This window comes from Nonomuraea sp. NPDC048826, assembly GCF_043198225.1.
In the GTDB taxonomy this organism is placed as follows: domain Bacteria; phylum Actinomycetota; class Actinomycetes; order Streptosporangiales; family Streptosporangiaceae; genus Nonomuraea.
Window position 1 is genome coordinate 361,102 of the sequence record NZ_JBICUQ010000004.1, and the last position, 12,959, is coordinate 374,060.

13 protein-coding genes and 1 tRNA gene are annotated in these 12,959 nt (G+C 69.9%); 8 read left to right on the top strand and 6 right to left on the bottom strand.

Annotated elements, in window-relative coordinates; all coding sequences use genetic code 11:
• Position 1 precedes the first annotated feature (1 nt).
• From ACGFI7_RS16155 to ACGFI7_RS16170, 4 genes are all read left to right on the top strand, one after another.
• Positions 2-988 carry a branched-chain amino acid ABC transporter permease gene (locus ACGFI7_RS16155; protein ID WP_393404748.1) on the top strand — a complete coding sequence of 329 codons (987 nt, stop codon included), beginning with the start codon at positions 2-4 and terminating at the stop codon, positions 986-988.
• Positions 978-1,910, top strand: coding sequence for an ABC transporter ATP-binding protein (locus ACGFI7_RS16160; RefSeq protein WP_393404750.1), 933 nt, complete (start codon positions 978-980; stop codon positions 1,908-1,910). The genes ACGFI7_RS16155 and ACGFI7_RS16160 overlap by 11 nt, the downstream gene beginning before the upstream one ends.
• Complete coding sequence (locus ACGFI7_RS16165; RefSeq protein WP_393404752.1) at positions 1,907-2,692, top strand: ABC transporter ATP-binding protein; 786 nt, start codon at positions 1,907-1,909, stop codon at positions 2,690-2,692. Before ACGFI7_RS16160 ends, ACGFI7_RS16165 begins: the two co-directional genes overlap by 4 nt.
• 63 nt (positions 2,693-2,755) lie before the next feature.
• On the top strand, positions 2,756-3,154 hold the full coding sequence (locus tag ACGFI7_RS16170; RefSeq protein WP_393404754.1) for a hypothetical protein: 399 nt from the start codon (positions 2,756-2,758) through the stop codon (positions 3,152-3,154).
• 67 nt (positions 3,155-3,221) lie between these two features.
• Here the strand turns inward: ACGFI7_RS16170 and ACGFI7_RS16175 are convergent, their stop codons facing one another.
• Positions 3,222-4,478: an ABC transporter substrate-binding protein gene (locus ACGFI7_RS16175; RefSeq protein ID WP_393404757.1), complete on the bottom strand. Its 1,257-nt coding sequence runs from the start codon at positions 4,476-4,478 to the stop codon at positions 3,222-3,224.
• Between the two features lie 504 nt (positions 4,479-4,982).
• Here ACGFI7_RS16175 and ACGFI7_RS16180 point away from each other — a divergent pair.
• Entirely contained in the window at positions 4,983-5,558 is a 576-nt protein-coding gene (locus ACGFI7_RS16180; RefSeq protein ID WP_393404759.1) for a hypothetical protein, read from the top strand.
• 14 nt (positions 5,559-5,572) lie between these two features.
• Here ACGFI7_RS16180 and ACGFI7_RS16185 read toward each other — a convergent pair whose 3' ends face one another.
• Positions 5,573-6,157: an ANTAR domain-containing response regulator gene (locus ACGFI7_RS16185; protein ID WP_393404761.1), complete on the bottom strand. Its 585-nt coding sequence runs from the start codon at positions 6,155-6,157 to the stop codon at positions 5,573-5,575.
• 91 nt (positions 6,158-6,248) lie between these two features.
• On the opposite strand from ACGFI7_RS16185, the gene ACGFI7_RS16190 reads away from it, so the two are divergent.
• The 3 genes from ACGFI7_RS16190 to dapD all read left to right on the top strand — a co-directional run bounded on the left by ACGFI7_RS16190 (position 6,249) and on the right by dapD (position 7,846).
• Positions 6,249-6,322: transfer RNA gene (locus ACGFI7_RS16190), tRNA-Leu, on the top strand.
• 113 nt (positions 6,323-6,435) lie between these two features.
• Positions 6,436-6,855, top strand: coding sequence for a pyridoxamine 5'-phosphate oxidase family protein (locus ACGFI7_RS16195; protein WP_393404763.1), 420 nt, complete (start codon positions 6,436-6,438; stop codon positions 6,853-6,855).
• 28 nt (positions 6,856-6,883) lie between these two features.
• The gene (gene dapD, locus ACGFI7_RS16200) at positions 6,884-7,846 is read left to right on the top strand and encodes a 2,3,4,5-tetrahydropyridine-2,6-dicarboxylate N-succinyltransferase (RefSeq protein ID WP_393404765.1); all 963 of its coding nucleotides are present in this window, start codon (positions 6,884-6,886) and stop codon (positions 7,844-7,846) included.
• Positions 7,847-7,889: 43 nt separating this feature from the next.
• On the opposite strand, the gene pyk is transcribed toward dapD, so the two are convergent.
• The 4 genes from pyk to ACGFI7_RS16220 all read right to left on the bottom strand — a co-directional run bounded on the left by pyk (position 7,890) and on the right by ACGFI7_RS16220 (position 12,959).
• Positions 7,890-9,320, bottom strand: coding sequence for a pyruvate kinase (gene pyk / locus ACGFI7_RS16205; protein ID WP_393404767.1), 1,431 nt, complete (start codon positions 9,318-9,320; stop codon positions 7,890-7,892).
• A gap of 35 nt (positions 9,321-9,355) precedes the next feature.
• Positions 9,356-9,706 (bottom strand): DUF2784 domain-containing protein, encoded by a 351-nt coding sequence (locus ACGFI7_RS16210; RefSeq protein ID WP_393404769.1) that lies wholly within the window; start codon positions 9,704-9,706, stop codon positions 9,356-9,358.
• Complete coding sequence (locus ACGFI7_RS16215) at positions 9,703-11,334, bottom strand: S8 family serine peptidase (RefSeq protein WP_393404771.1); 1,632 nt, start codon at positions 11,332-11,334, stop codon at positions 9,703-9,705. The genes ACGFI7_RS16210 and ACGFI7_RS16215 overlap by 4 nt, the downstream gene beginning before the upstream one ends.
• A gap of 146 nt (positions 11,335-11,480) precedes the next feature.
• Positions 11,481-12,959, bottom strand: coding sequence for a glutamate synthase subunit beta (locus ACGFI7_RS16220; RefSeq protein WP_393404773.1), 1,479 nt, complete (start codon positions 12,957-12,959; stop codon positions 11,481-11,483).

Consider the following 12,959-nt stretch of genomic DNA (forward strand, 5'->3'; position numbering starts at 1 on the left):
CATGAACTGGGACATCATCCTCTCCACCACCGTCAAGGCCGCCATCGGCGTCGAGACGGTGTGGTACGCGCTCGCCGCCATCGGCATCAACATCCACTTCGGCTACACCGGCCTGCTCAACTTCGGCCAGTCCGCCTTCCTCGCCGTCGCCGGCTACGGCCTGGCGGTCACCGTCACCGTGATCGGGCTGCCGTTCTGGATCGGCATCGGGGTGGGCCTGCTCGCCGCCGTGCTCCTCGCCCTTTTGCTGGGCATCCCGACCCTGCGGTTGCGGGCCGACTATCTGGCCATCGTGACCATCGCCGCGGCCGAGATCGTCAGATTGATCTTCCGTTCGGTGGAGTTCAGGGACATCTTCGGCGGCTCCGACGGCCGGCGCGGCTTCTCCCAGGGGTTCTACGAGATCAACCCCTACGGCGAAGGCACCTACGGCTTCTGGCCGCTCAGCTTCAACGAGCGCGAGATGTGGGTGCTCACCGTCGCCTGGATCCTGATCGCCATCTCCTGCGCCATCGTCTTCCTGCTGATGAAGAGCCCGTGGGGACGCGTGATCAAGGCCATCCGCGAGGACGAGGACGCCGTGCGCAGCCTCGGCAAGAACGTGTTCTCCTACAAGATGCAGTCGCTCATCCTCGGCGGTGTGCTCGGCTGCCTCGGCGGCTTCATCTACGGGCTCGCCACCGGGTCGGTGCAGCCTGACATCTTCGGCACCGAGACCACGTTCTACGTCTACACGATCGTCATCCTCGGCGGCGCCGCCCGCGTGTTCGGCCCGGTGATCGGCTCGGCCATCTTCTGGGTGCTGCTGGTGCTCATCAACGGCCTGCTCTCCGGCGCTGTGCAGTCCGGCCTCATCCCGTTCATGGAGATCACGCAGGTCGGCCCGTTCCGCTTCGCCCTGGTCGGGCTGGGGCTGATCCTGCTGCTGGTCTACCGCCCGCAAGGTATCTTCGGGGACAAGAGGGAGCTGGCCATCAATGCACGCTGAGACCACGGCCGACCGCAAGGCCGCCGCGCTCGCCGTCTTCAAGGACCTGGCGCGCGAGCCCGGCGTCCCCAAGCCCGACCCGATCCTCGTGGTCGACAACGTCGTGCGCCGCTTCGGCGGCCTGACCGCCGTCGACGTCCAGCACGTGGAGATCCAGCGCGGGTCCATCACCGCGCTCATCGGCCCCAACGGCGCCGGCAAGACCACGTTCTTCAACCAGCTCACGGGGTTCGACACCGCCGACTCGGGCGAGTGGACGTTCAACGGGCGCAGGATGAACGGCGTGCCGGCCCACAAGGTCGCCCGCAGCGGCATGGTGCGCACGTTCCAGCTCACCAAGGCGCTGTCGCGGCTCACCGTGCTGGAGAACATGCGGCTCGGCGCGCAGGGCCAGACGGGCGAGAGCTTCTGGCAGGCGATGCTGCCCTTCCTGTGGACCAGGCAGGAGGACGAGATCACCGCGCGCGCCGACGACCTGCTGGCCAGGTTCAAGCTCGACGCCAAGCGCGAGGACTTCGCCGGCTCGCTCTCGGGCGGCCAGCGCAAGCTGCTGGAGATGGCCCGGGCCCTCATGGTCAAGCCCGAGCTGGTGATGCTCGACGAGCCGATGGCCGGCGTCAACCCGGCCCTCACCCAGTCGCTGCTCGGGCACGTCAAGGACCTGCGCGAGCAGGGCATGACCGTGCTGTTCGTCGAGCACGACATGGACATGGTGCGCGACATCAGCGACTGGGTCATCGTCATGGCGCAGGGCACCGTCATCGCCGAGGGCCCGCCGGACACCATCATGTCCGACGAGCGGGTCATCGACGCCTACCTGGGCGCCCACCACGACGCGCCGCTCACCGAGAGCGAGCTGGAGGAGCAGCTCCAGGAGGCCGAGGAGGCGCTCGAGGCCGAGATCGAGGAGGAAAGCAAGTGAACGCCGTCCCCGAGTCCAAGGCCGCCGTCACCGACCGCAGCGACCATCTGAGCGGCGCCGAGAACGCCGTCCTGCGCTGCGACGAGCTGATCGCCGGCTACCTGCCGGGGGTCAACATCCTCAACGGCTCCGACCTGTACGTCGCGGAAGGCGAGCTGATCGGCATCATCGGCCCCAACGGCGCCGGCAAGTCGACCCTGCTCAAGGCCATGTTCGGGCTGGTCAACATCCGCAGCGGCACGGTCACGCTGAAGGGTGAGGACATCACCAACATGAAGGCGCACCAGCTGGTCTCACGCGGCGTCGGCTACGTCCCGCAGACCAACAACGTCTTCCCGAGCCTGACCATCGAGGAGAACCTCGAAATGGGCGCCTACCAGGTGCCCGGCAAGTTCAAGGAGCGCTTCGAGTTCGTCTGCGAGCTGTTCCCGGCGCTCAAGGAGCGGCGCAAGCAGCGCGCCGGCTCCCTGTCGGGCGGCGAGCGGCAGATGGTCGCCATGGCCAGGGCGCTCATGACCGAGCCGTCGGTGCTGCTGCTGGACGAGCCGTCGGCGGGCCTGTCGCCCAAGCTGCAGGACCTGGTGTTCATCCAGGCCCAGCAGATCAACAAGGCCGGCGTCACCATCATCATGGTGGAGCAGAACGCCCGGCGCTGCCTGCAGATCTGTCACCGCGGCTACGTCCTGGACCAGGGCCGCAACGCCTACACCGGCACCGGGCGCCAGCTCGCCAACGACCCCAAGGTCATCGAGCTGTACCTCGGCACCCTCGCCAAGGCGTAGACCCGGCGCGAAGAACGGAGAAGGGGCTCCCCGGGGCCTCTTCTCCGTTCTTTAATGTCCGGTGTGAAGCGTTTTCTGGCAATCCTGCTCATGCTCCCCGTGCTGGCCGCCTGCCAACAGGCTCCCGCCGCCGGCGGCTCCTACAGTACGGGCGGCGATCCCGACGACGATCCGTGCGCCCGCGTGGTCTCCGCCATCGGCTACGCCGACCTCCTGCTGAAGCCCGCGGGCGAGGAGGACGCGCAGCACTTCGAGGACGCCGTCCTGGGCCGCCTGGCCGAGGTACGCGGCATCACCCTGCAGTTCGGCCCCCGGCTGCCCGGCTCGCTCGGCGGCGCCGTCCGCACGGTCGAGAGCACCACCGAGGGCCTCTCCAAGGCCGACGTGCCGCGCTCCCGGCAGGTGTCCCTGCTCAAGGAGTACCGGGCCGCCGCCGGCCGGATCGAGCGGGCCTGCGACTGAGCACGCGAAAGGGCCCCGGTCCTCAGGGGGGAGGGGACCGGGGCCCTAAGGCTCAGCCGAGGAGCGATCAGCCCTCGATGTTGCCCGTGCGGTACTCGATCGCCTTGGTGCCGTACTTGTTGTCGTCGCCGTACTGGTAGATACCGATGGTGGCGACGGCCGGGTCACCGGCGTCGTTGAACTCGACCGGACCGCTCACGCCGTCGTAGTCGATGTCCTTGCCGGCCTTGAGCAGCTCGACGCAGGTCGGGAAGTCCTTGCACTTCTCGCCGCCCTTGCTGACCTCGGCCAGTTTGGCCGCGATCGCGGTGCCCGCGTCGCTCTTGGCGGCCTCGGCCGCCAGCGCGATGAGGTTGGCGGCGTCGTAGGACTCGGGCGCGTAGCTGAAGTCCTCGAGGTCGGGGTCGACCGCGAGCAGCTTCTTCTGGAAGTCCTCGGGAGCCGCGGCGCCGGGGATGGTGCCCTTGACGCCGTTCAGCGTGCCCTTGGGCATCTTGACGTAGTTGGTGTTGGAAGTGTTGCCGTCGACCATGTACCACTTGTGCTTGTCGGCCGGCAGACCCTGCTTGACCAGCTCGTTGATGACCTTGGCGGTCTCCTCGAAGCCGATGAGGACGATGCCCGCCGGGTTCTCCGCCTTGATCTTGGCGATGTCGGCGGCGAAGTCGGCGGCCTTCGGGTCGTAGTCGACGCGGGCGACCACTTCGGCGCCGCCGTCCTGGACGGTCTTGGCGACCTGGTCGGCCAGGCCGGTGCCGTAGGAGTCCTGCATCGCCATGATGGCGACCGTGGCGTTGCCGTCGGCGACGATCAGGTCACCGAGGACGCGGCCCTGGAGCTTGTCCGGCGGGGAGGTCCGGAAGTAGAGGCCCTGGTCGGCGATGGTGGTGAACTTGTCGGAGGTGTTGGCCGGCGAGAAGTGGACGACACCCGCCCCGGTGATCTTGTCGATCACGGTCTCCGACACCGACGAGGAGGCGGCGCCGATGATGGCGTCGGCCTTCTGCGCCAGCAGGTTGTCGACCGACTGGGAGGCGATGTTGGTGGTGGTGTCGCCCGAGTCGGTGTGGATCTTGGCGACTTCCTTGCCGAGCACGCCGCCGGCTTCGTTGATCTCCTTGACGGCGAGGTCGACGCCCGCGAACTCGGGCGGGCCGAGGAACGCCAGCGACCCCGTCTGCGGCAGCAGCGTGCCGAGGGTCAGCGTGCCGTCGCCCTGAGCCGCGGGGGCCGCGGACGATGGCGCGGCAGACGAGGGTGAAGATGGCGCGGCGGTGTCGCTGCCACCACCGCAAGCTGTCAGGGCGAGGCTGGTGGCAGCCACGACAGCAAGCACCCGTCCCACGGGAGCAATGCGGACCATGAAGTAATCTCCTTCATTCCAGGCCGGGATCCGTCAGCACCGCCGAGCGTTCCCGATCGAATGGTGGAAACGTACAAAATGCCTGCATGGTGATGCCAGGGCAGTGGGCCAACTGTCGGCACTTGGATGCGGAGTCGTAATCAGTCCTCAACTTACGCTCGCGATCAGTACGTGCTTAGTCTGCGACGAGTGAAGCGGATTACGACTCTTGCGATCCTGATCGTCCTCCTCGCAGGTTGCGGCGGGGGCGAACCGTCTCCCTCCGTCACGGCACCACCGCCGGGTGTGTCGGTCTCCCTGGGCCAGTGGCGCTCCGACGAGCCCGAACACAGGCTGCAGGTCGCGGTCCGGAATACCACGGAGACCCCGGTGCACTTCGCGGACGTTCAGCTCGTGACGGCATCATTTGCCACATTACCCCCACAAAAGGCAGAAATCACGGTCAAGAAGACCGAGAGAACGGACGTGCCGGCCCCCTTCGGGAAGGCCGTCTGCCTCCCCGACCGCCTGCCGGAGGTCCAGCCCGCGACCGTCGTGGCCCACGTGCGCGTCGGCGACGAGCAGAGCCCGCGCAAGGTCGTCTTCCCGGTGACCCACCCCGACCCGCTGCTGACCCGGCTGCTGCGCGACGAGTGCTCGGAGCACCTCATCAAGCAGGCGGCCGACATCGGCTTCGGCCCCGAGTGGAAGCGGGTCGGCGACGCCATGCACGGCACGCTCGTCCTCACCCGCCGCGGCAAGGGCGCCGTGACCGTGCACCGCATCGACGGCACCACCCACTACATCGCCGCCCCGGTCACCCCCGGCGAACCGCTCGCCGAACTGGCCGCCGACGCCCAGAACGCCGAGGTCCCCATCCAGCTGACCCCCGGACGCTGCGACCCGCACGCCTTCGCCGAGGCCAAGAAGGCCTTCCTCTTCCCGGTACGCGCCGGGGTCGACGGCGGTGAGCAGCGCGTCGTCATCGTGGTGCCGCCCAAGGACGTCCAGGACCGGCTCATCCACTACGCGCTGGACGTGTGCGGGCTGCCCACCTCGTGACCGCGCCGGGGCGCTCAGCCCCGGTCGGCGGCGTCGTCGATGACGATCTGGGCGACCTCGCGCATGCTCAGCCGGCGGTCCATCGACGCCTTCTGGATCCACCGGAACGCCTGCGGCTCGCTCCAGCCGTGCTGCGTCATCAGCCGGCCCTTGGCCCGCTCCACCAGCTTGCGCGTCTCCAGCCGCTCGGTCAGGCTCGTCACCTCGGCGGCCAGCGCCACCATCTCCTCGTGCCGGCTCACCGCCATCTCGATCGCCGGCACGAGGTCGGCCTTGGTGAACGGCTTGACCAGATAGGCCATCGCCCCCGCCTCCCTGGCCCGCTCGACCAGGTCACGCTGGGAGAACGCGGTGAGGATCAGGCACGGCGCGATGCGCTCGGCCACGATCCGCTCCGCCGCGGAGATCCCGTCGAGCACCGGCATCTTGACGTCCAGGATGACGAGATCGGGCCGCAGATCGGTGGCCAGCTGGATCGCCTGCTCCCCGTCACCGGCCTCCCCCACGACGACGTAGCCGTCTTCCTGGAGCATCTCCTTGAGGTCGAGGCGGATGAGCGCCTCGTCTTCCGCGATCACCACTCGCCGCTGCGTACTCACGAGCAGAAGAGTACCGATGTCCGGTAGATTAGATCCACGTCGGCCTTCACCGCGACACCCGAAGTCGCGCCCGGTGAAGGCGGCGACCTCCGCCCCGATAGACCAATCGGCAGAGTCGATGGACTCAAAATCCATTCAGTGTGGGTTCGAATCCCACTCGGGGCACCTCTTCGCCGGGCGGCCCGCCCGGCCGCCACCTCGTTCCCTCTCGCTCGCGGGCATAGCCGGCCGATCTTCGGAAATGTAACCGGTGTGGTGGTTCTCTGGAGGTGGGTGCCGTGGGGCTGAGCGTGATGGAGCGGGCCAAGTTCCTGGCGGAGCCGCACGTGGCCGGCGTGTCGGTGGACGCGGGGGCCGACCGGGCGCCGCTGAACGTGCCGGTCTGGTACGACTACGAGCCGGGCGGCGACGTGGAGTTCCTCACCGGCCGCGACTCGCGCAAGGCGGCGCTGATCGCGAAGGCGGGCCGGTTCTCGCTGCTCGCGCAGCGGACCAGCCCCACCTACCGGTACGTGTCGGTGGAGGGGCCCGTCGTGTGGTCGGGCCCGACGACGCTGGAGCAGCTCGCCCGGATCGCCGCCCGCTACCTTCCGGCGGAGGCGCTTCCCGGATACGTGGAAGGGTCCGACCTGGGCGCTCTGGTGACGTTCCGGATGCGGCCGGAGCGCTGGCTGTCGGCCGACCTGGGCGCGGTCTGAGGAGCGGCGTCACGGTATTTTGAGGCACGTGACTGCTATCGATCCCACCGTGACCGGCGCGTTCGGCATCGGCCTCGCGACCGTGGCCGCCGACGGCACCGTACTCGACACCTGGTTCCCCGCCCCCGAGCTGGGCGACCCGCCCGCGACGGGCACCGAGCGGCTCGCCGCCGAGGAGGCCGGCGAGCTCGCCGCCCTGGTGGGGCCGGATCCGGCGCGCGGCGTGGAGGTGGTGGCGGTGCGGACCGGCATCGCCAAGCTCTCCGAGCCTCCGGCCGACGCGCACGACGCCTACCTGCGGCTCCACCTGCTGTCGGCGCGGCTGGTGCGGCCGCACGGGCTCAACCTCGACGGCGTGTTCGGCAAGCTGGCCAACGTCGTGTGGACCAGCCACGGGCCGTGCGCGGTGGCGGGCTTCGAGGTGACCCGGGCGCGGCTGCGGGCCAACGGGCCGGTCGCGGTGTACGGGGTGGACAAGTTCCCGCGCATGGTCGACTACGTGATGCCGTCGGGGGTGCGCATCGCCGACGCCGACCGGGTGCGCCTGGGCGCCCACCTGGCCACCGGCACGACGGTGATGCACGAGGGGTTCGTCAACTTCAACGCCGGCACGCTCGGCGCGTCCATGGTCGAGGGCAGGATCTCGGCCGGGGTGGTCCTCGGCGAGGGCTCCGACCTGGGCGGCGGCGCGTCGATCATGGGCACGCTGTCAGGCGGCGGCAAGGAGGTCGTCTCGGTCGGCGAGCGCTGCCTGATCGGCGCGAACGCCGGCATCGGCATCTCGCTGGGCGACGACTGCGTCGTCGAGGCCGGGTTGTACGTGACGGCCGGCACGAAGGTGCGGCTGCCCGGCGGCGACGTGGTCAAGGCCAGGGAGCTGTCGGGGCGCAGCGGGCTGTTGTTCCGCCGCAACTCCGAGACCGGCGCCGTCGAGGTGGTCGATCGCCAGGGCACCGGCATCGAGCTGAACGAGGCGCTGCACGCCAACTGACCAGGGTCCGGGTACGCGCCAGGCGCGTACCCGGGCAGGGCCCCTAGTTGGCGTGGGAGACGGCCGAGCCGATGGTGTGGACCCGCAGGGCGTTGGTGGAGCCGTGCGTGCCGGGAGGCGAGCCGGCCACGATGACCACCTTGTCGCCCTTCTCCAGCCGGCCGAGCGACAGCAGCGACGCCTCCACCTGCCGCACCATGTCATCGGTGTGGTGCACGAACGGCACCTGGAACGTCTCCACCCCCCAGGTCAGCGAGAGCTGGCCCCGCACGTGCGGCGAGGAGGTGAAGGCGAGCAGCGGGATCGGCGAGCGGTAGCGGGCCAGGCGCCGGGCCGTCTCGCCGGACATGGTGAAGGCCACCAGGGCCTTGGCCCCGACGATGGCGCCGACCTCGGCCGCCGCCCTGGCGATGGCGCCGCCGGTGGTCTCCGGCATCCGCTCCAGGGTGTGGGTGGCCTGCAGGGACGACGCCTCGGCGGCGCAGGCGATGCGGTCCATCGTGGAGACGGACTCGATCGGGTAGTTGCCGACGGAGGTCTCGCCCGACAGCATGACCGCGTCGGCGCCGTCCATGACGGCGTAGGCGACGTCGGAGGCCTCGGCGCGGGTGGGGCGGGGGGCGTTCATCATCGAGTCGAGCATCTGGGTCGCGACGATGACCGGGCGGGCCTTCTCGCGGCACAGCTCGATGATGCGCCGCTGGACGATCGGCACCTGCTCCAGCGGCAGCTCCACCCCGAGGTCGCCGCGGGCGACCATGATGCCGTCGAAGGCCTCGACGATCTCGGGCAGCCGCTCGACCGCCTGCGGCTTCTCGATCTTGGCCAGCAGGGGCAGGCGGACGGCCTCCTGCTCCATGATGTTGCGCACGACGTCGGCGTCGGAGGGACGGCGGACGAACGACAGGGCGATCATGTCGACGCCGGTGCGGAGCGCCCAGCGCAGGTCGGTCTCGTCCTTGTCGGTGAGCGCGGGGGCGCTGACGTTGACGCCGGGGAGGTTGAGGCCCTTGTTGTCGGAGATCATGCCGCCGATCACGACGCGGGTGACGACCCGCTCGCCGTCGACCCGGGTGACCTCCAGCACGAGCCGGCCGTCGTCGACCAGGATGGTGTCGCCGGGGCGGACGTCCTTGGACAGGCCCTTGTAGGTGGTGGAGACCTGCTCGCGGTCGCCGGGCACGTCTTCGGCGGTGATCGTGAAGACGTCGCCGAAGCCGAGCCGGACCGGGCCCTCCTCGAAGCGGCCGACGCGGATCTTGGGGCCCTGCAGATCGGCGAGAACGCCTACACCGCGGCCGAGGTCGGCCGCCACCTCCCTGACGCGGTCGTAGACCTCTCTGTGCAGGTCATGGTCGCCATGGCTGAGGTTGAACCGTGCGACGTCCATGCCCGCGGCGATGAGATCGCGCAGGCGTTCGGGTGAGGACGTGGCTGGGCCTAGGGTGCAGACGATTTTCGCGCGACGTGTCACGAGTCCTACCTTAATTGGTACAGACCACTTGGCAGTCAAGGTCGACGGAGAACGTACCCCACGTAGGAGAACAGCACGACAACGGCGACCAGCAGACGAGCCATGTTCGTATATTCCTCCGGGTAGACCACGCCCTCGATGTAGTGGTCGATGAAGCCGCTGGCCGGCAGCCCGAGCAGGCCGGCGTTGCGGCGCCCCCAGTCTTCCACGAGCGTGAGCGGGCACTCGATGCCGGTGGTGATGGACAGCAGCCCCCACCCGACGACGGCGAGGTGCGCCCAGACGGTCCGCCGCCACCGCCAGGCGAGGAAACCGCCCAGCACCAGGTAGGCGAGGAAGGCGAAGTGCACCACCATCGCCAGATCGGCGATGAGGCGATACATCATGGTTCGAAGGTAGCCGCCTCCAGGGCGTTGACGATGCCGTGACCGTAGAAGCCGTTCTTGTCCGCCTCACCTTCGCACTGGTGGGTGTGCTTCTCGCCGAACACGTCGTAGACGAACGCCCGGGGGTTCGGGCACGACGCGCGGGTGGCCGTCTCGTACAGGTACTTCTCGACGGTGGCGGGCGCGAGGGTGACGCCGCCGGACCCGGGCTCGCCGAAGCGGCTGATCAGGATGGCGGCGACGCCGGCGGCGTGCGGGGCCGCCATGGAGGTGCCTTCGAGATACTGGTAGTAGGAGCAGGTGCCGCCGGTGCAGTCGCGGATCACGTCCCCGCCCTTGGGCTTGCCGTCGGCGCCGATGCGGCCCTTGGCGCGCAGCGCCTTCTCGGGGGCGGCGGCGAGGATGGTGCGGGTGGCGGAGGCGCCCTTGCCGTCGAGCGAGTCGCCGCCGGGCGCGGCGATGTCGGCCTGCTCGACGCCGTAGTCGCTGTAGATGGCCTTGCGGCCGGACGGGCCCACCGACGCGACGGAGATGACGCCGCGGGACTCGGCGGGGACGTTGAGACAGCTGTTGTCGACCTGGCGGACCTTCTCCTCCCCGCGCGGGTAGCCGGGGCTGTCGTCGTCGGTCTTCGGCTTGCCGAGATCGGTGGAGCCGTTGCCGAGCGCGGAGATGAGGGTGACGCCCTTGTTCCTGGCGTAGTCGAGGGCGCGCTGCATGCCGGTGATGATGGCGCGCTGTTCGAGCTGTTCCTTCTTGCTGTCGGCCGGGTTGGCGGTGCAGTTGAACAGCCACGGGTCGACGTAGTAGCTCATGTTGACCACGTCGACGCCGATGTCGCCGGCGTAGGTGAGTGCGTCGAGGCTGGCCTTGAGGAAGAAGAAGCCGGAGTCCTGGCCCGCCCGGATGTTGACGAGCTGGACGCCGGGGGCCACGCCGGCGATGCCGATGCCGTTGATCGGGGAGGCGATGGTGCTGGCGACGTGCGTGCCGTGGCCGTCGTCGTCCTGGTCGACGGGGTCCTTGCAGCCCGCGGCCTCGCAGGGGCCGTCGAGGGTCTCGCCGTTGTCGTCCTTCGGCCGGTCGGTGACGAAGTTGCGGCTGAGCTTGCGGTTGAAGTTGGGCGCGATGTCGGGGTGGGTGCCGTCGATCCCGGTGTCGATGACGCCGACGAGGACCTGCTTGGTGCCGGGCGCCTTCTCGTTGGCGCGGTCGGCGCCGATCATCCGCATGTCCCACTGGTGGCCGGCGAGCGGCTCGCCGCCGCCTTTCTCGCTGAAGGCGGAGGCGTCGGGGAAGGTCTTGGCGGGGGTCGAGGAGGCGTGCCCGATGGCGCGGTCGGCGGAGACGCCGACCACGGCGGGGTCGTCGCCGACCGCCTCGGCGAAGCGGTCGTCGTGGCCCCGGGCGAGCACGTAGCCGAGCTTGGCCTCGGCGCCGGTGCCGGCGCCGGCGCCGGTGACGGTGCCGCCCGCGTCCCGGACGGCGCTCAGCGCGCCGGACCGCTCCCCGTCGGCGTAGAAGACGAGATACTCGGTGGCGGCCGTGGCCGCGGGGGCGGCGGGGGCGCAGGCGGTCAGCGCGGCTGCCGTGGCCAGCGCCGCAAGGACCGGGGCTACTCGCCGCATTTCTCCCCTATCATCCGTACATCTCCAGAATGTGCATCTTCCCGACCTGCGGCAACTGATGCAACCCGGCAGGCATGACCCGCCCCCGGACAGCGCGAACGCCCGCCCCGGCGGACGGGACGGGCGTCGGGCACGGGCCGGACGGATCAGACCAGCGGGCGGGCGGTCGGCAGAATCGGGTACGGCAACGCCGTCTCACCGGTCAGGTAACGGTCGACGCCGCTGGCGGCGGCACGACCCTCGGCGATGGCCCAGACGATGAGCGACTGGCCGCGGCCCATGTCACCGGCCACGAACACGCCGTCGACCTTCGACATGTAGGTTTTGTCGCGGGCGACGTTGCCCCGGGCGTCGAAGAACCCGTCGCCGCCCTGGTCCGCCAGGTCGGTCAGCAGCGGGCCCTTCTCCGGGCCGAGGAAGCCCATGGAGAGCGTGACCAGGTCGGCCGGGATCTCCCGCTCGGTGCCGGGGATCGGCTTGAACCCGGCCTGCGGGCCCTCGACCTCGACCAGGCGCAGCGCCTTGACGTTGCCGTCGGCGTCGCCGACGAACTCGGTGGTGGACACCGCGTACACCCGCTGCCCGCCCTGCTCGGCGAGCTCCTCGTGGGCGCTCTCCATCTTGAACAGGATCGGGAACGTCGGCCACGGCTGCCCGGACGGCCGGGCGGCCGGCGGCTGCGGCATGATCTCCAGCTGGGTGACGGACGCGGCGCCCTGCCGGATGGCCGTGCCGATGCAGTCGGCGCCGGTGTCGCCGCCGCCGATGACCACGACGTGCTTGCCCTCGGCGGAGATCGGCGAGACCGGGAAGTCGCCCTCCTGCACCTTGTTGGAGAGCGGGAGGTACTCCATCGCCTGGTAGACGCCCTTGAGGTCGCGGCCCGTCACCGGCAGGTCGCGCCACTGGGTGGCGCCGCCGCACAGCACCACCGCGTCGTACTGCTCGCGCAGCTCGGCGGCGGTGACGTCGAGGCCGACGTTGACGCCGGTGCGGAACTCGGTGCCCTCCGCCCGCATCTGGGCCAGACGGCGGTCGATGTGCCGCTTCTCCATCTTGAACTCGGGGATGCCGTAGCGCAGCAGCCCGCCCACGCGGTCGGCGCGCTCGTACACCACCACGTCATGACCGGCGCGGGTGAGCTGCTGGGCGGCGGCCAGCCCGGCCGGGCCGGAGCCGATCACGGCCACCCGCTTGCCGGTCTTGCGCTGCGGCGACTGCGGGGTGACCCAGCCCTCGGCGAACGCGCGGTCGATGATCTCGACCTCGACCCGCTTGATCGCCACCGGGTCGGCGTTGATGCCGAGCACGCACGCCGCCTCGCACGGAGCCGGGCAGAGCCTGCCGGTGAACTCCGGGAAGTTGTTCGTGGCGTGCAGCCGCTCGATCGCCTCGCGCCAGTCGGTGCGGTAGACCAGGTCGTTCCACTCGGGGATGAGGTTGCCCAGCGGGCAGCCGTTGTGGCAGAACGGGATGCCGCAGTCCATGCAGCGGGCCGCCTGCTTGGTCAGCTTGTCCTGCGAGAAGTCCTGATAGACCTCCCGCCAGTCGCCGATGCGGACGTCGACCGGGCGGCGCGCCGGCAGCTCCCGCTCGTGCGTGAGGAACCCCTTGGGATCAGCCAT

Coding starts and splice junctions, on each gene's coding strand:
- ACGFI7_RS16215 (WP_393404771.1), bottom strand. CDS start 11,334: ATGCGGCGAGTAGCCCCGGTCCTTGCGGCGCTGGCCACGGCAGCCGCG.
- ACGFI7_RS16210 (WP_393404769.1), bottom strand. CDS start 9,706: ATGATGTATCGCCTCATCGCCGATCTGGCGATGGTGGTGCACTTCGCC.
- ACGFI7_RS16220 (WP_393404773.1), bottom strand. CDS start 12,959: ATGGCTGATCCCAAGGGGTTCCTCACGCACGAGCGGGAGCTGCCGGCG.
- ACGFI7_RS16160 (WP_393404750.1), top strand. CDS start 978: ATGCACGCTGAGACCACGGCCGACCGCAAGGCCGCCGCGCTCGCCGTC.
- ACGFI7_RS16155 (WP_393404748.1), top strand. CDS start 2: ATGAACTGGGACATCATCCTCTCCACCACCGTCAAGGCCGCCATCGGC.